Genomic DNA, 19,294 nt, shown 5'->3' with positions numbered 1-19,294 from the left:
GACCTCTGGCCGAATCCGCCCGGCAGTGGCATATATCGGACATGACAAAACCAAGCGCGGCCAAGCCGACGGCCCGAAAAGCCAAACCCGCGTCCAGGGCGGCCAGCGCGCCGCGAACCGCGAAGGCGCGCGCGGCCTCGTCCGGCTTCAGCGAAGCGCCGCAGGCCGCCTTCGAGCAAGACGTGGCGTACACCTCCGAGAGCACCGCGCATCTGATCCCGGCCTTGCGAAACCTGAAGCCGACAGGCGCGATGCCGCTGCCGTCGCACATGCAGGGCAAGCTGCCGCCCATCGGCGATCATCCGCTGCTGACCGGCGAAAACATGCCGATGTTCATGCCGCATCGCCCGCCGCGCCCGGAGAAGAGCGAGGGCGGCAAGCCCTTCGTCATCAAGTCGGATTTCGAGCCGCGCGGCGACCAGCCCGCCGCCATCCGCGAGCTTGTCGAAGGCGTGACCAAGCTCGAACGCGAACAGGTGCTGCTCGGCGTCACGGGCTCCGGCAAGACCTTCACCATGGCGAAGGTGATCGAGAAGACGCAGCGGCCCGCGCTGATCCTCGCGCCTAACAAGACGCTCGCGGCGCAGCTTTACGGCGAGTTCAAGTCGTTCTTCCCGGAGAACGCGGTCGAATATTTCGTTTCGTATTACGATTACTACCAGCCGGAAGCGTACATCCCGCGCAGCGACACCTACATCGAGAAGGATTCGTCGATCAACGAGCAGATCGACCGCATGCGCCATGCCGCGACGCGCGCGCTGCTCGAACGCGACGACGTGATCATCGTGGCGTCCGTGTCGTGCATCTACGGTATCGGCTCGGTCGAAACCTACTCCGCGATGACCTTCACGATTCAGGTCGGCGACCGTATCCAGCAGCGGCAGATCCTCGCCGACCTCGTGGCGATCCAGTACAAGCGCAACAATATCAGCTTTGCGCGGGGCGATTTCCGCGTGCGCGGCGACACGATCGAAATCTTCCCGGCTCACCAGGAGGACCGCGCGTGGCGCATCTCCATGTTCGGCGACGAGGTGGAGAGCATCGCGGAGTTCGACCCGCTCACCGGAGAGAAGACGCAAGACCTCGCGCTCGTGAAGATCTACGCGAACTCGCACTACGTCACGCCGAAGCCGACGCTGCATCAGGCGATCCGCGGCATGCAGCAGGAACTTCAGGAACAGCTTCAGCGCTTCAACGCGACAGGGCGGCTGCTCGAAGCGCAGCGGCTGGAGCAACGCACGCAATTCGACATCGAGATGATCGAGGCGACCGGCTCCTGCAACGGCATCGAGAACTATTCGCGCTGGCTGACGGGGCGGGCGCCCGGCGAGCCGCCGCCGACGCTGTTCGAGTATCTGCCCGACAATGCGCTCGTGTTCGTGGACGAAAGCCACGTCACCGTGCCGCAGATCGGTGGCATGTTTCGCGGCGACTTCCGGCGCAAGTCGACGCTCGCGGAATTCGGCTTCCGTCTGCCGTCTTGCATCGACAACCGCCCGCTTCGCTTCGAGGAGTGGGACGCGATGCGCCCGCAGACGACCTTCGTCTCGGCCACGCCCGGCAAGTGGGAGATGCATCAGACGGGCGGCGTGTTTGTGGAGCAGGTCATCCGCCCGACCGGCCTCATCGATCCGCCGGTGGAAATCCGCCCCGTCAAGACGCAGGTGGACGACCTCATCGACGAATGCCGCAAGACCATCGCGCAGGGCTATCGCGTGCTCGTCACCACGCTGACGAAGCGCATGAGCGAAGACCTCACGGAATATGCCCACGAGCAGGGCCTCAAGGTCCGCTACATGCATTCGGATGTCGACACGCTGGAGCGGATCGAGATCATCCGCGATCTGCGGCTTGGCGCGTTCGATGTGCTGATCGGCATCAACCTTTTGCGCGAGGGCCTCGACATTCCCGAAGTGGCACTCGTCGCCATCCTCGACGCCGACAAGGAAGGCTTTCTGCGCTCCGAAACGTCGCTGATCCAGACCATCGGCCGCGCGGCGCGAAACGTCGACGGTCGCGTGATCCTCTACGCCGACAGCATCACCGGCTCGATGGAGCGCGCCATCGCCGAGACGAACCGCCGCCGCGAAAAGCAGGTGGAGTACAACACGGAGCACGGCATAACGCCCCAGTCGGTGCGCAAGAACATCGGCGACATCTTGGCCAGCGTCTACGAGCGCGATCATGTCACGGTCGACGCGGGCTTCGCGGAGGGCGCGCAGACGCCGCTTGTCGGGCACAATCTTCAGGCCGTGATCGCGAACCTCGAAAAGCGCATGCGCGAGGCGGCGGCGAACCTCGAATTCGAGGAGGCGGCGCGGCTTCGCGACGAGGTGAAGCGGTTGCGCGACGTCGAGATGACGATCATGGACGATCCGCTCGCGCGTCAGTCCGAGGTCGAGGATCGCGCGGGGCGCTACGATGGCGGCGGGCGCACGTCGTGGGTGCCGCAGGTCGGCGTCGATGTCGCTGAGGCGAGCGGCGGAGGCGTGGGCAGGAAACGCGGGAAGCTCAAGGCAGGCGAGAAGAAAGCGGCCGTGGCGGCGCTGGCGAAAAGCCCGCTGTTCACGACGGGCGAAGGCTCGGACGCGCCGCAGGATTGGCAGGCCGCCGCTGAGGCGAATACAAATGTCGCTGCGGAGGCAAACGGAAAAGCGGCGACCGAAACAGATGGGGAGCGGGGTTCGCGCGTCGCGCAGCCCGCTGCATCGAGCCGCGAAAGTCGCAATTTGCAGTGGGGGCTGCCCGCGGGCGCGTCGCCGATGTCGCGCCCGCACAAGCCATCGCTCGACGAGATGGGGCCGCATGCCGAGCGCCCGCTTCCCGGCGGCAAGCCGAAACCGTCGCGACCTGCTCCGGACCTAAAGACGCTGAAGCCCGGCAAGACCATCGTCGTCGGAGAGGATGGCAGCGAGGAGCCCGAGCGGCGCGGCAAACGTCGACGGGCGATGAAGACAGGGCGCCCCGGCAAATAGAGCGCTCCTGCTGCCGGTTCGCGCGAAAACTCTCCTATCCGTCCGCCTCGATCGCAACGGCGACATCGGCCGGGCGCGCGGTATACGGCCACGACGAAACGATGACGCCCGCGCCCGCCCGCACATAATCGCTCGCATTGTCGGGATGGATGCCGCCAGCCGCCGCGAGAAGCGCGCGGGACTGAGCCGCTTCCGCAAGCGAGCGCACATCGGCCACTTCGCCCGGCTCGAATTTCTCAAGCTGAATGATGTCGAACCCGGCTTCGATGGCCTCGCCCGCCTCCTCCACGCTCTTTACCTCGACGCCGATCTTCTTTTCCGGCGCCTCGCGGCGGAGAACATCGGCGATCCCCGCGAGGTTCGCGTCCGGCATGAAGGCGCGATGCTCCGCAAAGACGAGGATCGTTTCGGACAGCCCGAGGCGATGCGGCACAGCTCCGCCCGCGCGGACAGCCATCACCGAAAGCCGCCGCGCGCCCGGCACCGTCTTGCGCGTGCAGGCCACGCGGATAGCCGGATCGACGGCCTCGACCGCGTCCACGAGGCTGCGGGCGGCCGTCGCTATGCCCGAGAGGATTTCGACGAGGGTTTGCGATGATTTCCACGCGGTATGCAGGGCCTTGGCATCGCCGCGCGCCTTCAACAGCAGATCGCCCGCCTTGGCGCGCGTCCCGGACGGGACGACGATCTGCGCATCCGCGCCCGCTCGGCGGATCATCGCCGCCGCGATTTCGATACCCGCGACAGTCATGGCATTGCGCGCGCGGAACATCATGCGCCCGGGACGACCGCCGATGCCGAGCGAAAGCGTCGTCAGGTCGCCATCGGGCGTGTCTTCGGCGAGGAGTGAGTCGATAAGCGAGACAGGCAGCGGCATTGGAGCATTCCCCACAGGCGCGCCGCTCGACAGGCCACCGCTTTCCTTGATAGGGAAGGGTCAGGTGAGGGGCATGCGGGCCTTGCAATATTGCCCCTCACCCTACCCTTCTCCCATCGGGAGAGGCAAGTCGGGAGCGTCGATCCGCTCCGATTCGCATGGCTGCGTTGGCTTCGCCGAAATGCTCAGGATGCCTTCGCGAGCGCGGGTTCGAACGGGCGTTCGTCGACGCCGGTCAGTTGCGCCGCGAACTCCGCGAGCGGCATGGCGATGCGCTCGACATTGTAAACTTCGAGGAAGCGCTCTTCGTTGCGCGTGAGCGTTTCGGGCAGCACGGCCCAGTGCTTGTCCGACGACCGCTTCATGATCTCCCACGCAAAGATGCGTTCGAGCTGCGTATTGAACCGGCAACCGAGGAAAACGAAGCTGCGCCCCTTGCGGATGTCCTGCACGGCTTCCGGAATGGGCGTCTGAATGTCGATCTCCGTCAGCACTTCCACGAAGTCCGAGTCGGAGACGAGGAAGTTCGACGCGGGAAAAATGGACCCGATCGGCTGATAAAGCAGCGGCGCGCTCGCGGCGGCGGCGTCGGCGGTGCCCGGCGTGCCATCTGCGTTGAAGAAATGATACCAGGAGCCGTGATGTTCGGCTTGGCTGACGCCCTGCACCATGCTCCAGCCCGCGCGGCCCGCCAGCGCCTTCTGCGGCAGGTCATCATACCACGCATGAACGAGCAGCTTGAGCGCCGGGACCGAGGCCAGATAGCGGTGAAGCGCCGTCGGCGGCATGTTCGAGCGGAACGCCTCCGTCATCGCGGCGGCCACGGTCTTCCGGTGCTTGAAGTTTTCGATGAACTGAGCCGCAGCCGTGAGATTCTTGCGGATCTTGTGCGGCACGGTCGCTTTCGCGGTGAGGCGATCCACGAGGATCTCGGGCGACTCGGGAACAGCGGGCGTCCCTGCCAGTTTCAGGACACCCGGCCCGAGATAGGGAATGACGGTTCCCCGGTTCAATCCCTCGCGTATCGTCTCAACCACGTTCGTCACGATGTCTCCTCCGCTCAGTTGAGCGATGCCGCCTTATGCGACGAGAGTTCTGCGGGATGCAGACGGAACACGCCGCGACCGCCCGAAAGCGGCTGGTACGAGTGGAACCCGCCGTTGCTGAGACGGTCGAACCACGCTTGCGCGCTGACGCCTGCCGGGCATTCGCCGATCTCTGTAACGAGGCCGTTCGGCGTGAAGCGCACATGAACCAAAACCCGTTCCGACATTTTGCATCTCCTTCTTCTGACATTCGCCGCGACGTTTGCTCGCAGGTCTGATTTGATTTTTGTCAGATACGGAGATGGTATGCCAGTAAACCCTGCTTCAGATTTTCGTTACCTGAAGTTGAAGGCTACCAAAGGCAAAATAAGGCTCAGGCCAAATTCCTTTTCTTTACTACAACGATACCTGTTGCGGCATTTGAATCTTTAGTCAGTTGCCAGCAATGGCCCGCTGCATCAACGAGATGTAGATCGAAACGCTCGTATTCCTTGAACGGGTCTTCCGTATCGACATCGGACGGATCGCACAGCGTGATCGAAAGGCCGGAAAACCGGGCGCGAAGGGCCGCGATGGCCTCCGCTCCCGCTTCGGCCGCCGTGAGAACCGCATCGATATCGGCGAGGTCTTCAGCAGACAATGGCATGATCAGTCGGCAAGCTTCTTCGCTTCGACGGTGAGCGGCAGCTTCGTGTCCACCGGCAGATCCGGCAGTTCGAGGCGCCAGCCATTGCCGAGCGTGATGATCCCGCCCCACATTTCGGGCTTTTCCATCTCGACGATGGGCTCTTCCAGATCCTTCTTGGGCACATAGATCGTAAGCTTGCCCTCGGTGCATTTGCGGATCATGACCTTCATCAAGTTCTCCCTGGCTCCACAAAGAGCCGTTTTCTGGCTGGCGGTCCTAGAGCCCGTTCCGATCTGATTAATCGCAATCAGATCGGTAAAACGGTCTCTTCTATTTAGTTTAGAGACGGGTTCACCGATCAGGTTGGGTCAACCTGATCGGATCCGGCTCTACAGGGGGCTGATTTCGCCCTCGAAGCAACCGACGACGATCTTTTCATTGAATTCAACGAGATAGATATGCGTGTTCGTCTCGACATGCGTGCCGACGTTGACGATCTCGCCCTTTTCGCCGGCAGCGACGAGCAGGCTGTCCTGCGGCGCGTCCGGAAAGGAGCCGTCGTTGAAAAGATCCTGTGCGGCGCTGACCATCTGACCCCACTGGAATTTCGGCGCGTTCATGGGTTCGCTCCTTCTTGCGCCGTCTCGTCCTCTTCCGGGTCGTCCACGAGCATGAGTTCCTTGCGCTTCATGCCGACGCGATTGCCGGTTTCGATGAATTCGACGCCGTAGATATAGAATTGCTGCAAAAAGGTCCCGATGCTGACGACGAAGCCTTCCTCGCCCTTGCGGCAGAGGATTTCGCCGATTTCCTTGCCGGGATAGGTGCCGTCGTTTCGCACCACCTTCTTCGAGCGCACCTTGTCGCCGTAATAGAAATACGGCGCGTCGTTCAGTTCGACGATGTCGCTGTCGCGGCTGATATTCGTCATGTCGAAGCCTCGCGCGTCTTTGCGGGCGCACCAACCGAGGGGAACGGCACCACGTTGCCCTCGAATTCGGCCCCATTTTGCGCGTCGATCCGTTTCAGCACGAGTTCGCGCACGAGTTCGTCCGGATCTTCGCGCATGGCCTGAAGCATGCCGGGGATCATGCGGCTCGCCGCTTCGTAACGCACGCGCCAATCCGGATCTCGGTAAAAGCCGGCAAGCTCGGCCGGCGAAAGCCTGCGCGCCACTTCGAGGCGAACGCCGTCGTCCGGGTCCGTGGCGAGCCGCCACAGCATGTCCGCATCGATGCGCCGGGCGACGATGCGGCGCACTTCCGGCTCGTCGTCGGAAATCATCGCCGACAGTTCGTCCGGCGCAACGCGCCGCGCCACCACCAGCCGCACGTAATAATCCTCGTCGCGCATCATGCCGAAGAGATCGGCCGGGTCGAGAAGCTGCGCCACGCGGATGCGCACTTCGCGGTGCGGATCGCCGCGCATGCCCAGCAGGTAGCGCTTCGGCAGACGGCGCGCGGCGTTCCAGCGGACGGCCTCATCGGGGTCGCTCAGGAGCGCCGGAAGGCGAAAGATGTCCGCATGCTTCGCCGCGATGGCGCGCACCTCGAAATAGGGGTGGTTCAGATAATGGTTCGCGAAATCGCGGTTCCAGTCGAAGAAGCGGTCGACGCGGCGCGCGTAGCGGTCGTTCACGCAGGCATGGCGCAACTTGCAGCGCGCCTCGTCGGCAAGCTCGCGATGACGGCAGATCTCGCAGGCGACCGCCTGGCCCTGCCAGTCGATCGCTTCGTTGATCTCCGAGTCCGCGTCAGTCGTCATCGTCTTGCCCCATACGGTCGAGCACGCCCTGCAACACCATCGCGCCGATCTTGTCGGTCGGGTCGAGTTCCAGCAACTTCCACACGGCGGCGCGGGCTTCGTCTATCTGTCCGAGCCGCATATTGAGATACGCATATCCTTTCAGCGAGAACAGGAAAAACCGAGGCAGCATGGCCCCGAAATCGCCGAACGGCGCATCGTGGGCGGATGCGAGCCGCCAATCCTCGCGAAGCCCCAGATCGCGCGCCGCCTTGCGAATGCACAATTGCGCAATCTCCAGCGTCTCTTCCAGCCGGTTCTTGTAAAAATAGAAACGGTAAAGCCCGATCAGCACCGCCGCATGGTCCGGCGCTTCCTGCCTTGCCTTGAGGAGGTGCGTCTCGGCGACCTCCGCATTCTGGTACGAGGCAGCGGCGGCGTTGAGATACCGCTGCGCCTTTTCGGGGAGGCCCGCACCGAGAAGCGCGGCGGTCAGAAGCGCATCGTCCAGCGGATGCGCCTCCTCTTCGCCGAATTCGATCGCAGGACTCATGTTCGCCCCTGTGTTTACCCTTCGGCAAACGGTCGTAGAAAGAAGTCTTTCCGCGTCCGAAGAAGCGGAAAGGCTTATTGGATCTTGAGTTCGGTAATGTCGAACAGGACAGGCGCCGCAGTACTGCACCCACCGACCTGTTGTTTCGGGTCGCGAAAGACAAAACCGGACTGGAGCGGGGTGTCGGAGAAATCGATCGTCACCCCCTCCAGCAGACGACGGCTTTCCTCGGGGAGAAAAAGCTTCAGGCCATTGACTTCGATCACCGCGTCGTCAGGCCGAGGCTCGGCCTCGACGCTGAACTCGGCGGAAAGACCGGAGCACCCGCCCGGCGCCACCTTCAGGCGGAAGCCGCTACCGGGCTTGCCGTCGAAGCGAAGGAATCGCCGTATCACTTTTTCTGCCGCTGGAGTGACCGTCAGGTTCATTCGTTCAATCCTTACGCAGAGCGGGGATGAGCCGGATCCGGAACGCACGTGCCTTCGACGGGGCAAACAGCCGCGCACTGAGCGTCGTCGAAGTGGCCGACGCATTCCGTGCAAGTCACCGGGTCGATGAAATAAACGCCCTTCTTCACGCTGATCGCGGCGTTCGGGCACTCGGCTTCGCAGGCCGAACAAGCGGTGCACTGGGAAGCGATGATCTTGTAAGCCATGGTGTTCAACTCCTGTCTATGGGTCTGGGTCTGGGGTCGGGCGGCTAGACCGCGGTGAAGGCTCCCTGACGAATATCCGCATCGCCGCGCGCGACGTGTACGATTCCGCCAGCTTGGACTTTTTCTAAATATTCTTTGAAGTATGCAAGCGCAGATTGCTCGATGTACTCATGCGCGAAGCGATCCACCGGATCGATGCCAGCCTTGTGCAAGCCTTCCTTCGGGCACGTGCCGATGCGGGCCACGAAAACCGCCGCGCAGTCGTTGATCGCGCGAATCACCGTTTCAAGCTTGTCGTCGTCGCCGAAACCGCCCTGGCAATAAAGGTCGACGCGGCGGTGGCCGATGAACTTCGCTCCCGCCGTCGAGACCTCGTAAATCTGGAATTCGGTCGCGTGGCCGAAGTGCTCGTTGACGCGGCCGTTACCCTTTGTCGCAACCGCGATCTGGATGGCGATGTCGCTGTTTTCGCCCGCGAGCTTCGCCAGTTCGTCCGCCTTTGCGGCCTGCGTCGCGTCGCGCTCCGCTTCCACCTTGGCCTGATAAGCCTTGCGCGCCTCAAGATCGTAGTCGATTTCCATCGCCATGACCTTTTCGGTCGTGAATTCGTCGCTGCGGTCTTCGCCGAGGAGGCCCACCGCGTCCGCGCGGCACTGGCGACAATGCCGCATCATGTTCATGTCGCCTTCGCACGCGTCCTGAAGCGCCTTCAACTCCTGCGCGGTCGGGCCGCGCTGACCGTTCAGACCGAAAACGGTGCCATGCTCGGGCGCGGAAATCAGCGGCATGATGTTGTGCAGGAATGCGCCGCGCGCCTTCACCGCCTTGTTCACCTCGACGAGGTGCGCGTCGTTCACGCCGGGGATCATCACCGAGTTGATCTTGCAGAGGATGCCGCGCTCGGTGAGCATTTCGAGGCCGCGAAGCTGGTTTTCCGAGAGGATGCGCGCCGCTTCGACGCCGGTATAGCGCTTGTGCTCGTAGAAGATCCACGGATAAATCTTCGCGCCCACTTCGGGATCGACCATGTTGATGGTGATCGTCACGTGGTCGATGTTGTACTGGCAGAGGCGGTCGATGAGTTTCGGCAGCATGAGGCCGTTGGTCGAGACGCACAGCTTGATGTCGGGGGCTGTCTGCGCCACGAGTTCAAACGTCTTGAACGTCTTCTCGGGATTGGCGAGCGGGTCGCCCGGTCCGGCGATGCCGAGCACCGTCATCTGCGGAATGGTGGAGGCGACGGCGAACACCTTCTTCGCGGCCTGCTCGGGTGTAAGCCGCTCGCTCACGACGCCGGGGCGCGATTCGTTCGCACAGTCGTATTTGCGGTTGCAGTAGTTGCACTGAATGTTGCACGCCGGGGCCACCGCGACATGCATGCGCGCGAAGTGATGATGCGCCTGCTCGCTGTAACACGGGTGGTTTTTCACCTTCTCCCAGATTTCCGGCGGAAGCGTGCTTTCGGTGCCCGTGGACCCGCAACCGGACTTGCCCGGCCCGGCCTTCGTCTCGCATCCCTTGCTGGCGGCGATCTTCTGAAGCAAATCGTTCAGCGGTTTGGCCTGGCCTTCGCCGGTCTCTGGAAGCTGTTCTGCGTCAAACATCATCGATCCCTCGTAAAGGCCCGCCGCTCGGGGATGAAGGCCAAGTGGCCCGCGCCCCCAAATATCCGCCGCCTGTTCGAGCGGCTTCCGCGAGACAGTGAAGCAATGACCGTGCCACAAGGCCGGAACGCTTCTAAATTCGGGGATTGCGGTTGCTGCGAACGCGACGCGCTGTCGCGTTTCTTACACGCGGGTGAACGACCCGCAGCTTTTGTACGAAACGGGCCAAAGGAGATTTCCGCGAAAGCGCGGGAGGGTGCGCGCCGCACTCGTCGCGGCGACTGCAATGCTCGTGAGACGGCGGCAGCCTTCGCTTTCATCTTCGCGGCAACCGAGGGGCTCGGCGGCTCAGACCTTCTCGTTCTCGCGATAGAGGCCATCAACCACCGGCGTCAGCCGCGTCATCACCGCCTGCCTCTTCACCTTCAGTGTGGGCGTGAGATCGCCGTTCTCGATGGAGAGCGGCTCCGGCAGGATGGCGAAGCGGCGAATGTTCTCCACGCGCGAATGCCGGGCGTTGATCGCATGGATGCCCTGCTGAATTTCCTCGCGGATCGCCTCCATCAGCGCCGGACCCTCAGCCATCCCGCGCTCGCTCGCGAACCGCTCCGCCGCCGCCTTGTCGAGCGTGATCAGCGCGCCGAGGTATGGGCGCCGCTCGCCGCAAACGATGGCATGCTCGACGAGCGGCAGCGCGACGAGTTCCATTTCCAGATTGGCGGGGGCGACGTTCTTGCCGCCCGACGTGATGATGATGTCCTTCTTCCGCCCCGTGATATAGACGTAGCCCTCCAGATCCACGCGCCCGAGATCGCCCGTGCGCAACCACCCGTCCGTGAAAGTGCGGGCGGTCGCTTCCGGGTCTTTGGCGTATCCCATGAGCATGTACGGGCCGCGGATCAGAATTTCGCCGTCGCGGTCGATCTTCAGGTCGAGGCCGGGATAAGGCTTGCCGACCGAGCCGATTTTCGTCGCGCCCTTCAGGTTGGTGGTGCCGACGCCTGTGCTTTCCGACAGCCCCCAAAGCTCGCGCACGGGAAGATCGAGGCCGGTCAGGAAGCGCAGCGTTTCTTCCGGGATGGGCGCGGCGCCGACACCGAGATGCTTCGCGCGGTCGAGGCCGATGAGGCGCTTCGCCTTCCGATGGAAAAGCCTTGTCGCCACGGCCATGGCAAGCGCCGTCTTCAGGCCGATGCGCTGGCCCGACTGCTCCTTGCGGTGCCATTCCTGACCGACGCCAAGCGCCCAGCCCGCGATTTTCGCCTTCGGTCCCTTCGCGGCCGCGAGCTTGCCTTGCACGGCGGAGGCCAGCTTTTCATAGACGCGCGGCACGCCGAAGAAGAAGTCCGGCCGCACCTCCGGCAGATGCTCCCCGAGGCTCAGGACATCGCGCGCGAAGTAGACCGCGTTGCCGACGGTGATCTGAAAATGGATCGTGAGGATGCGCTCGGCGATATGCGCGAGCGGCAGATACGAAATCGTGCGGTCGTCGCCGGTCACATCGAACAATTTCAGCACGAGCGCCGCCGTCTTCGCGAGCGCGTCGTGGCTGATCTGCACGGCCTTCGGCGGGCCGGTCGTGCCGGACGTGTAGATCAGGCAGCCGACGTCTTTTGGCTGGATCGCCTGCAAGCGGCGCTCGACCTCGGCATCGAAACGGTCATCGCCCTGCCCCATGAACGCGTCCCACGTCATTTGCAGCGGGTCGGCGGCTTCCGCGCCGCGCATCATGACGACATGCCGAAGGTGGCTCAAGTTTTCGCGCTGGCTGGCGATGCGGCGGAAATGTTCCTCCTTCTCCGCGAGCACGACCGCGCATTCCGAATGCTCGATGATGTAGGCGGCGTCCTGCGCCGACGCCGTGAAATAGATGCCCGCCACATTCGCGCCGACCATCATGGCGGCGATGTCGATGATGACCCATTCGGGGCGATTGTAGCCGATTATGCCGACCGCATCGCCCGGCTTCACGCCGAGCGCCACCAGCGCCCGCGCCGCGCGCCGCGCCTCGTCGCGAAACACGTTCCAAGGCGTCGGCGTCCAGCCTTCCGCCTCGCGCACGTAATAAGCGGGTGCACTCCCCCGCCGCGCCGCCGTTTCGAGGAAGCGCCGGGGCGGTGAAACGAAAGGCTCGTCCTCAAGCGGTGCCGGTCCCTGCCTCCCCATGATGCGATCCTCCCAGGTTCATTATCGTTCTTGCTTCTTCGGGCGAGGCGATCGAGCGCCCCGCATTCCGTGCGCACTTGGCCAGCGCCTCGATCAGCGCGCCGTTGCTTTTCGCCTTCTCGCCGTCCGGCAGGTAGAACGTGTCTTCGAGGCCGGTGCGCAGCATGCCGCCGAGTTCCGCCGCGCGCTGGTGAACGGGCCAGATTTCGGTGCGGCCGATGAGCGTCGTCTGCCAGAGCGCGCCGTCGCGGCGATATTTCAGCAGTAGCGCGAGCAGATCCGCGTCGACCGGCATGCCCGACGCGACGCCCATCACGAAATTGTACTGCGCCGTCGTGGCCATGCCGTTCTCGACGTAAAGACCCACCGAACGCACGATGCCGACATCGAAACATTCGAACTCCGGCCGCGACCCCGCTTCCGCCATCGCGTCGAGGAAGCCCTGAACCTTCGACACGGGGTTGTCGAACAGCAGCGGCGGCCACGCCCAGCGCCCATCCGACCGGAGCTTGAGATAGTTGAGGCTGCCCGCGTTGCAGGCCGCGATCTCGGGCCGCGTGCGCTTGATGCATGCGACCGGGCCGGAAATGTCGGGGCCGACCGTGCCGGTCGTCTGGTTGATGACGATGCCGGGACAGGCCGCGCGGATCGCATCGACCGCCGCCGCCGCGACGTCCGGCTCCCAGCTCGGCAGATGACCCACGCCTTCCCCTTGCGCGCGGAAATGAATGTGAACGATAGCCGCGCCCGCGTCGTAAGCCTCGCGCGCGGAAGCCGCCATCTGTTCCGGCGTCACCGGGATCATCGGATGCTGGCGCGGATCGGTCAGCACGCCGTTCAGCGCGCAGGTGAGGATGGCTTTATCGGACATCGGCGGGCGCATCCTCGGTTTCGATTTCGAACAGAAGCGCACCGCTCGCAACCTGCCCGCCTGCGCTGGCATGCACCGCCGCGATACGGCCCGGCGCTGGCGCCGTCACGCGCGTTTCCATCTTCATGGCCTCGATCAGCGCCAGCGTTTCGCCCGCCGCCACCGCCTGCCCCGGTTCGGCCAGCACCTTCACGAGCAGGCCCGCGACAGGGGCGGCGATGCGCGCGCCGTCCGCCGCCTCTTCGGCATGCGAGTGGTCCGGCTCCGCGAAGGCGAATGCCGCGCCGTCGACGGCGAGATGCAGCGTCGCGCCCTGCCAGGCAGCCGTTGCGCGCCGCCGGACGCCGTCCGCCTCGAACACGATCCGGGGCGGCGTGTTTTCGATGAGCGCAATCTCGATCCGCTCGCCGTCGACTGAAACCGCCATCGGGCCGGAGCGCGGGCGCGTGTAGGTCAGCGGCTTCGTCTCGCCGCCGCATGCAAGGTCGAGCGAAAAGTCGAAGGCGCTGCCGGACCAGAACCATTCGCCCGCGCCGCCGCCCTCGGCATAAAGCGCGGCCGCAAGAGCCCACTGCATGGGCGCGGGATGCGGCTGCACGAAGGGCGATGCTGCGTCGCCCGCGCCCGTTTGCGCCCAGTCGTCGAGCGTCGTCGTGGTAATTTCGGCGCGATCGAATGCCTCGCCGCGCAGGAGCGCGATCAAAAACTCGCGGTTGGTCGCAAGGCCGAGCAGTGGCGCGTCCTCCAGCGCCGATGCGAGGCGACGCGCGGCCTCGGCGCGGTCGCGACCATTCGCGACGGCCTTCGCCACCATCGAATCGTACCACGGCGAAACTTCGCTCCCGGTCTCGACGCCGGTGTCGAAGCGCACGCCATCGCTTTCGTGTGGCGCGAAATGGGCCACGGTGCCGGTCTGTGGGCGGAAGCCATCATACGGATCTTCCGCGCAGAGCCGCGCCTCGATGGCATGCCCCCGCAACGCGATTTCGCCCTGCGGCAGCGGTAACGGTTCCCCGGCGGCGACGCGCAACTGCCAGTCCACGAGATCGACGCCCACCACCATTTCCGTAACGGGATGCTCGACCTGAAGCCGCGTGTTCATTTCGAGGAAATAGAAATTCAGATCCGCGTCGGCGATGAACTCGACCGTGCCCGCGTTGCGATAGCCCGCGGCTTGTGCGAGCGCGACCGCGTAGCCCGTCAGCCGCTCGCGATGCGCGGGCGTGAGCACGGGGCTCGGCGCTTCCTCGATGATCTTCTGCCGCCGCCGCTGCGTGGAGCAATCGCGCTCGAACAGATGCACGACATTGCCGTGATCGTCGCCGAAGATTTGCACTTCGAGATGGCGGGGGCGCTCGATTAGCCGTTCCAGCATCAGGCGGTCGTCGCCGAATGCGGCCTTCGCCTCGCGCCGCGCCGCCGCGAGCGCGTCCGGCAGATCCGACGCCGCATGAACCGCGCGGATGCCGCGCCCGCCGCCTCCCGCAACCGCCTTCACCAGCAGCGGAAACCCGATGGCGGTCGCCTCGGTGGTCAGCCGCGCGTCCGCTTGATCCGCGCCGCTATAACCCGGCACGCAAGGCAAACCCGCCGCTTCCGCGATGGCCTTCGCCGCCGCCTTGTCGCCCATGGCGCGGATGACAGACGCGGGCGGCCCGACGAAGACAAGGCCCGCCGCCTCGCATGCCTCCGCGAAATCCGCGTTCTCGGCGAGGAAACCGTAGCCGGGATGGATCGCATCCGCGCCGGTCTTCTTCGCGGCTTCGAGGATGCGGGCAATGTCGAGATAGCTTTCACGCGGCGGCGGCGGGCCGATGCGAACGGCTTCGTCGGCGGCTCGCGTGTGCATGGCGTCGGCGTCTGCGTCGGAGAACACGGCCACCGTGCGATAGCCCGTCACGCGTGCCGTGCGCACGATGCGGCAGGCGATCTCACCGCGGTTCGCGATCAGAAGCTTTCCAAATCGCCGTGCCGTCATTCTGGCTCCGCCCGTTGCAACGAAACTAATTTATTGCAAGGCGCGCGTTTTCGCAATGAACGGAAAGCAAGCTAAACCGAAAGGTGAATAAAAAACACCGTCCCCTGAGGGACGGCGTCTCTTAACCAGTTTGGATGCGCAATACACATCAGGACCGCGGCGGCACCTTCACTGCGAGCAGCAGGTTCGACGGCTTGCCCCAGCGATAGCCGACCGTGAAGCCGAGCGGTCCCTTGCTCTCCTTCTTGAAGAGAGCGACGAGCTTCGGCTGTTGCGCGTGGCGGAACTGCGCGATGGGCGAAAGGTAGGTGCCGAAAGGCTGAAGCTGCCAGTTCGCATCGAGATACTTGACCGGAATGCCGGTGTCGTCCTGCACGAGGGCCGCCGAATGCTTCAGCAGGAACTGGCGCACGTCGGAGAAGCCGGGATTATGCAGCAGGTAGGACGCGCTCTTGATGAAGGCGTCGCCCTGGCCGTAGGTTTCGAGGAACTTCAGGAAGCCGCTCGCCTGCACGCCCTTGTTGGAAAGGTCGGTCTTGAAATAATAGACGGTCTGCTCTTCGCCATCGGCGCCGGCCAGCACGATCTTCGCGCCTTTGGCCGCCGAGTCGATGCCCGGCTCGTCCGCCGCATGCAGCTTGCCTTCGCGGTCGAGCACGACGAGGCTTACATCCTTGATGTCCTTGCCGGAGCGGGCGGCGAACACATAGATGATCGGCAGCGTGCCCGACAGCTTCCGGCGCGAGAGCTGGTGGCCCATCTCGCTCGTGATGAAGTAGCTGTGCTTGAGCAGATTGCCGAGCGCGGCGCGCGTGCCGTTCAGTTCGTTGTTCGCGGTCCTGACGGTCAGCTCCGAGAGATCCGGGATTGGGCCTGAAGGCTCAAGCCCGGCCATGATGATGGTCCTGGCCTTCGGGAAGAACGCGTTGGCGTAGAGGTAATCCGGCCCGGAGAAGAGATAATAGAGCGTCGGTTCCGGCTGCTTCACGTTCTGCGAAGACCAGCCGCGCACCTTCGAGAGCTGCTTGTCTTCGAGTTGCTTCCAGCTCGTATCCATGAACGACTGGTGCTTCTTGAAGGCGGCATCCTTCGCCACCGCCTGAAGCGGCGAGTTCTCCGACGGCTGCATACCGGCCAGCACGCGTGCGATATCCGTCTGCGCCTGACCGTCGGCGGCCATGAGCGCGCCGGGCAGGGCCGTCATCAATGCAATGCCTGCTAAAAACGATCGAACGGGGAAACGGAATGTCATGGTCAAGCTATTCCCTTGCTGAGAGCCGTGCTGAACTTTGCTGAAACTGCATAGATAAGAAGACCCGCGATCATGAGACCGAGGCTCGCGAGCGATTGTCCCGTCCGCTCGATGAGAAGGTGGACAAGCACCGACCCCGTCACCGCGAGGAAAAGGACCGGCGTCAGCGGATAGGCCCAGGCCTTGTACGGGCGCGGCAGGTCCGGGCGGCGAATGCGCAGCACGATGACGCCGAGCACGGTCAGGAAGGAGCAGAGCGTGAGCGCGAACTGGATGAATTCGAGCACCGTCTCGAAGGCTTGCGTGAAGAGCAGCGCCGTCACGACGACAACCTGGAAGACGAGCGCATTGACCGGCACGCCCGACTGCGATTTCCGGGCGAAGAAGGACAGCATCGCGTTGTCCTCGCCCATGACCTGCGCCACGCGGGGACCGATCCACATCATCGCGCTGACGGCCGAAACGAGGCCCAGGCAGATGAGCGCCGCTACGATCTGGCCGCCGGTTTCTCCGAAGATGTGCCGACCGGCGATCAGGCCGACATCGATCTGGCCCGCCATTTCGCTGATCGGCGTCGTGTAGAGAAACACGGCATTGAGGGCGACGTAGAGCACGGTCACGATCAGCACGCCGAAAAGAAGGGCGCGCGGGAGGGTCTTTTCAGGCTCCTTGATCTCGCTCGCGATATACGTCGCGGCGTTCCAGCCCGAATAGGAATAGAGGACGAAGACGAGGCTGATCGCGAAAGGCGCGCTCGCCATATAGCCGAAATCGGCGGCGGACGGAGCGAAGGTGATCGGCTGCGCCTCGCCCCATATGAAACCTGCCGCGATGAAGGCGACGATCAGGCCGAACTTCACGAAGGTGGAGATGTTTTGCAGCTTGCTGCCTGTCTGCACGCCCATCAGATGGACGAGCGAAACACCCCAGACGACGGCGAGGCCGAGGAGCAGGACGGGCGCGCCCGGTACGACCCCGGCGAAATACTGGCCGAACGCCATCGCCGCGAGCGCGACCGGCGCAGCGAAGCCGACGGTTGCGGAAATCCATCCGGCCATGAAGCCGACGGCCGGGCGGAAGGCGCGCGACAGGAAATTATACTCGCCGCCGGAGCGCGGAAAGGCTGCCGCAAGCTCGGCATAGGACAATGCCCCGCAGAGCGCGACCAAGCCGCCGACAACCCACAGCATGAGCAACGAGAAGGCCGAGGGGATGTCGCGAACCTGGAAGCCGAGGCTCGTGAAAACGCCCGTGCCGATCATGTCGGCGACCGCGAGGGCAGTCGCCGTTACGACGGATATCTTGGGGAGGTCAAAAGACCCGCTTTTCCCCCCGGATGAAGTCGCGCCAGACCCCTGCGCGTAAACCGATACATCACTCATGCGCTGCTCATATCAACTGAGAACGATTTCAACAATTCCGCCGGTAAGGTTAATGGTCTGGTAGTTGCATAGTGGCAACTTAGGCTGTGCATCCAGCGGATCGTACTCTAGCGGGAAAGGCATTTAGAAAGTCCTTTCGTCCAAGCTCGGGGAACGGCCCATGATGCGGTCACGATTGCGGGGTATAGCGCTCCGCGCGTCTGGCGAGTGCTGGGTGCCAAATCTGGTTGATAATAGCGTGCGAGTATCCGTGTCCACCCTACCGCGAATGTCTCTGGAGCTTTTTTCGGGGCTGCGTCTCCCGATTGTCGCGGCGCTCGCGATTATGGCGGCAGGGTGCCGGTCCGAAACGGAAGCCGTCGATATCGCGCAGACGCCGAACTCGTCCGCGTTCAGCATGGAACTTCCCCCATCCGGCCTCGCTGCGACAAGCCCCGATGCCGGCGACCGTTTGAATCGATCCGCCAAGCAGGACTTTCTCAGACGGCCGCAGCCGAAAGCCGTCGCCCCGGCACTCGCCATCGCTTCGGTCGCGCCGCCACCCGAACAGCGCCCGGTCGAAAGACGCGAGCCCGCCGAGGCGATGCTTATGGCAGCTTCCATGCCGGTGGAGGCGCAGGCGCCCTCGCTGCTGGTGCCCGTCAAGATGGCCAGGAAAGGCTCGCCCATCAGAGCGGAACCGCCGCTCCTTCCACTCAGGCGGACGCGCACGAAGCTCGTACCTTTCCAGAGCGCGCCATTTCCTTATGGCGGCACAAATCCGGCGACCGGCCACCCGTTCCTGAATGTCAACGATGGCGGCAGACGCGGCCACGGCACGCCGAGCGGCGCGGTTTATTGGGAGGATCAGACCTACAGCGACAGCCGCACCCTGCTTCACATTCCGCGCGGTCTCGACCTCCGCCGCCCCGCGCTCATGGTGCTGTTCCTGCACGGGCACGGCGCCACCCTGCAGCGCGACGTCATCAAGCGTCAGCGCGTGCCGGAGCAGGTGTCCGAGGCGGGCGTCAATGCTGTGCTCGTCGCGCCGCAACTTGCGTCCGACGCGGCGGATTCGAGCGCGGGCAAGCTCTGGGAGCGGGGCGGTCTCCGCCGCTTCCTCGACGAGGCGAGCAACGAACTCGCGAAGCTCCACGGCGATGCGCGCTCCAGGGCCTATTTCGACCGCATGCCCGTGGTCATCGTCGCCTATAGCGGCGGCTACGCCACGGCGGCTTCCTGCATCCGCCACGGCGGCGCGGACGAACGCGTGCGCGGCGTGGTGCTTCTCGACGCGCTCTACGGCGAGACGGACACATTCGCGAACTGGATTTCGTCGCGAGAGAAGGCATTTTTTCTCAGCGCCTATGCGTCATCCACGCGGGCGCGCAACACGGAGCTTGCCGACATCCTCAAGGGCAAGGACGTGGCGCTGAACACCAGGCTGAAGGGGCCGCTTCGCAGCGGAAGCGTGACGTTCATCTCAACCGAACCCGGCACCGATCACCGCGATTTCGTGACGAAGGCGTGGGCGCATCATCCCATCAGGGATCTGCTGCAAAGGCTCCGCGTCGAAACGCGATAA

General features: G+C 64.1%; 19 protein-coding genes. 2 read left to right on the top strand and 17 right to left on the bottom strand.

Annotated features, from left to right (window positions below; translation table 11 throughout):
• Positions 1–41: 41 nt before the first annotated feature.
• Entirely contained in the window at positions 42–2,975 is a 2,934-nt protein-coding gene (gene uvrB, locus KKP04_RS09045) for an excinuclease ABC subunit UvrB (protein WP_215029697.1), read from the top strand.
• Positions 2,976–3,009: 34 nt separating this feature from the next.
• Here the strand turns inward: uvrB and modD are convergent, their stop codons facing one another.
• The 17 genes from modD to KKP04_RS08960 all read right to left on the bottom strand — a co-directional run bounded on the left by modD (position 3,010) and on the right by KKP04_RS08960 (position 17,730).
• A complete protein-coding gene (gene modD, locus KKP04_RS09040) occupies positions 3,010–3,852 on the bottom strand; it encodes a ModD protein (protein ID WP_215029694.1) in 843 nt (280 codons plus the stop codon).
• A gap of 185 nt (positions 3,853–4,037) precedes the next feature.
• On the bottom strand, positions 4,038–4,898 hold the full coding sequence (locus KKP04_RS09035) for an SIR2 family protein (protein ID WP_215029691.1): 861 nt from the start codon (positions 4,896–4,898) through the stop codon (positions 4,038–4,040).
• Positions 4,899–4,912: 14 nt separating this feature from the next.
• Positions 4,913–5,125, bottom strand: a complete 213-nt coding sequence (locus KKP04_RS09030; RefSeq protein ID WP_215029688.1) for a hypothetical protein — start codon at positions 5,123–5,125, stop codon at positions 4,913–4,915.
• A 146-nt stretch (positions 5,126–5,271) separates the two neighbouring features.
• A complete protein-coding gene (locus KKP04_RS09025; protein ID WP_215029685.1) occupies positions 5,272–5,544 on the bottom strand; it encodes a hypothetical protein in 273 nt (90 codons plus the stop codon).
• Positions 5,545–5,546: 2 nt separating this feature from the next.
• Complete coding sequence (gene nifT / locus KKP04_RS09020; protein WP_215029682.1) at positions 5,547–5,756, bottom strand: putative nitrogen fixation protein NifT; 210 nt, start codon at positions 5,754–5,756, stop codon at positions 5,547–5,549.
• 159 nt (positions 5,757–5,915) lie between these two features.
• On the bottom strand, positions 5,916–6,146 hold the full coding sequence (locus KKP04_RS09015; protein WP_215029679.1) for a nitrogen fixation protein NifZ: 231 nt from the start codon (positions 6,144–6,146) through the stop codon (positions 5,916–5,918).
• On the bottom strand, positions 6,143–6,457 hold the full coding sequence (locus tag KKP04_RS09010) for a nitrogen fixation protein NifZ (protein WP_215029676.1): 315 nt from the start codon (positions 6,455–6,457) through the stop codon (positions 6,143–6,145). The genes KKP04_RS09015 and KKP04_RS09010 overlap by 4 nt, the downstream gene beginning before the upstream one ends.
• Entirely contained in the window at positions 6,454–7,290 is an 837-nt protein-coding gene (locus KKP04_RS09005) for a 4Fe4S-binding leucine-rich repeat protein (protein ID WP_215029673.1), read from the bottom strand. Before KKP04_RS09005 ends, KKP04_RS09010 begins: the two co-directional genes overlap by 4 nt.
• Positions 7,280–7,822, bottom strand: coding sequence for a hypothetical protein (locus KKP04_RS09000; RefSeq protein ID WP_215029671.1), 543 nt, complete (start codon positions 7,820–7,822; stop codon positions 7,280–7,282). The genes KKP04_RS09005 and KKP04_RS09000 overlap by 11 nt, the downstream gene beginning before the upstream one ends.
• A gap of 74 nt (positions 7,823–7,896) precedes the next feature.
• On the bottom strand, positions 7,897–8,250 hold the full coding sequence (locus KKP04_RS08995; RefSeq protein WP_215029669.1) for an iron-sulfur cluster assembly accessory protein: 354 nt from the start codon (positions 8,248–8,250) through the stop codon (positions 7,897–7,899).
• Between the two features lie 11 nt (positions 8,251–8,261).
• The gene (locus KKP04_RS08990; protein WP_013420981.1) at positions 8,262–8,477 is read right to left on the bottom strand and encodes a 4Fe-4S dicluster domain-containing protein; all 216 of its coding nucleotides are present in this window, start codon (positions 8,475–8,477) and stop codon (positions 8,262–8,264) included.
• Between the two features lie 44 nt (positions 8,478–8,521).
• Positions 8,522–10,081 carry a nitrogenase cofactor biosynthesis protein NifB gene (gene nifB / locus KKP04_RS08985; RefSeq protein WP_215029893.1) on the bottom strand — a complete coding sequence of 520 codons (1,560 nt, stop codon included), beginning with the start codon at positions 10,079–10,081 and terminating at the stop codon, positions 8,522–8,524.
• Between the two features lie 348 nt (positions 10,082–10,429).
• Positions 10,430–12,247 (bottom strand): long-chain fatty acid--CoA ligase, encoded by a 1,818-nt coding sequence (locus tag KKP04_RS08980; RefSeq protein ID WP_215029668.1) that lies wholly within the window; start codon positions 12,245–12,247, stop codon positions 10,430–10,432.
• Positions 12,219–13,118, bottom strand: coding sequence for a 3-keto-5-aminohexanoate cleavage protein (locus KKP04_RS08975; protein WP_215029667.1), 900 nt, complete (start codon positions 13,116–13,118; stop codon positions 12,219–12,221). Before KKP04_RS08975 ends, KKP04_RS08980 begins: the two co-directional genes overlap by 29 nt.
• On the bottom strand, positions 13,108–15,096 hold the full coding sequence (locus tag KKP04_RS08970; RefSeq protein WP_215029665.1) for a biotin carboxylase N-terminal domain-containing protein: 1,989 nt from the start codon (positions 15,094–15,096) through the stop codon (positions 13,108–13,110). Before KKP04_RS08970 ends, KKP04_RS08975 begins: the two co-directional genes overlap by 11 nt.
• Before the next feature lie 148 nt (positions 15,097–15,244).
• A complete protein-coding gene (locus KKP04_RS08965) occupies positions 15,245–16,300 on the bottom strand; it encodes a hypothetical protein (protein WP_215029663.1) in 1,056 nt (351 codons plus the stop codon).
• Between the two features lie 50 nt (positions 16,301–16,350).
• Positions 16,351–17,730: an APC family permease gene (locus KKP04_RS08960; protein WP_215029661.1), complete on the bottom strand. Its 1,380-nt coding sequence runs from the start codon at positions 17,728–17,730 to the stop codon at positions 16,351–16,353.
• A gap of 250 nt (positions 17,731–17,980) precedes the next feature.
• Between KKP04_RS08960 and KKP04_RS08955 the strand changes: the two genes are divergently transcribed.
• Positions 17,981–19,294, top strand: coding sequence for an alpha/beta hydrolase (locus tag KKP04_RS08955; RefSeq protein WP_251133996.1), 1,314 nt, complete (start codon positions 17,981–17,983; stop codon positions 19,292–19,294).

Origin of the sequence: Rhodomicrobium sp. Az07, from assembly GCF_018619475.1 — a bacterium.
In the GTDB taxonomy this organism is placed as follows: domain Bacteria; phylum Pseudomonadota; class Alphaproteobacteria; order Rhizobiales; family Rhodomicrobiaceae; genus Rhodomicrobium.
Note: the sequence above shows the minus strand (reverse complement) of the source record. Positions and strands in the feature narration are given on the sequence as shown.

What these genes read in the sequence shown, in the direction of transcription:
- nifB (WP_215029893.1), bottom strand. Translation starts at nt 10,081, where the DNA reads ATGTTTGACGCAGAACAGCTTCCAGAGACCGGCGAAGGCCAGGCCAAA.
- KKP04_RS09000 (WP_215029671.1), bottom strand. Translation starts at nt 7,822, where the DNA reads ATGAGTCCTGCGATCGAATTCGGCGAAGAGGAGGCGCATCCGCTGGAC.
- KKP04_RS09030 (WP_215029688.1), bottom strand. Translation starts at nt 5,125, where the DNA reads ATGTCGGAACGGGTTTTGGTTCATGTGCGCTTCACGCCGAACGGCCTC.
- modD (WP_215029694.1), bottom strand. Translation starts at nt 3,852, where the DNA reads ATGCCGCTGCCTGTCTCGCTTATCGACTCACTCCTCGCCGAAGACACG.
- KKP04_RS09015 (WP_215029679.1), bottom strand. Translation starts at nt 6,146, where the DNA reads ATGAACGCGCCGAAATTCCAGTGGGGTCAGATGGTCAGCGCCGCACAG.
- KKP04_RS08990 (WP_013420981.1), bottom strand. Translation starts at nt 8,477, where the DNA reads ATGGCTTACAAGATCATCGCTTCCCAGTGCACCGCTTGTTCGGCCTGC.
- KKP04_RS08960 (WP_215029661.1), bottom strand. Translation starts at nt 17,730, where the DNA reads ATGAGTGATGTATCGGTTTACGCGCAGGGGTCTGGCGCGACTTCATCC.
- nifT (WP_215029682.1), bottom strand. Translation starts at nt 5,756, where the DNA reads ATGAAGGTCATGATCCGCAAATGCACCGAGGGCAAGCTTACGATCTAT.
- KKP04_RS09010 (WP_215029676.1), bottom strand. Translation starts at nt 6,457, where the DNA reads ATGACGAATATCAGCCGCGACAGCGACATCGTCGAACTGAACGACGCG.
- KKP04_RS08975 (WP_215029667.1), bottom strand. Translation starts at nt 13,118, where the DNA reads ATGTCCGATAAAGCCATCCTCACCTGCGCGCTGAACGGCGTGCTGACC.
- KKP04_RS09025 (WP_215029685.1), bottom strand. Translation starts at nt 5,544, where the DNA reads ATGCCATTGTCTGCTGAAGACCTCGCCGATATCGATGCGGTTCTCACG.
- KKP04_RS08970 (WP_215029665.1), bottom strand. Translation starts at nt 15,096, where the DNA reads ATGACGGCACGGCGATTTGGAAAGCTTCTGATCGCGAACCGCGGTGAG.
- uvrB (WP_215029697.1), top strand. Translation starts at nt 42, where the DNA reads ATGACAAAACCAAGCGCGGCCAAGCCGACGGCCCGAAAAGCCAAACCC.
- KKP04_RS08965 (WP_215029663.1), bottom strand. Translation starts at nt 16,300, where the DNA reads ATGACGGCCCTGCCCGGCGCGCTCATGGCCGCCGACGGTCAGGCGCAG.
- KKP04_RS08995 (WP_215029669.1), bottom strand. Translation starts at nt 8,250, where the DNA reads ATGAACCTGACGGTCACTCCAGCGGCAGAAAAAGTGATACGGCGATTC.
- KKP04_RS09005 (WP_215029673.1), bottom strand. Translation starts at nt 7,290, where the DNA reads ATGACGACTGACGCGGACTCGGAGATCAACGAAGCGATCGACTGGCAG.
- KKP04_RS08980 (WP_215029668.1), bottom strand. Translation starts at nt 12,247, where the DNA reads ATGGGGAGGCAGGGACCGGCACCGCTTGAGGACGAGCCTTTCGTTTCA.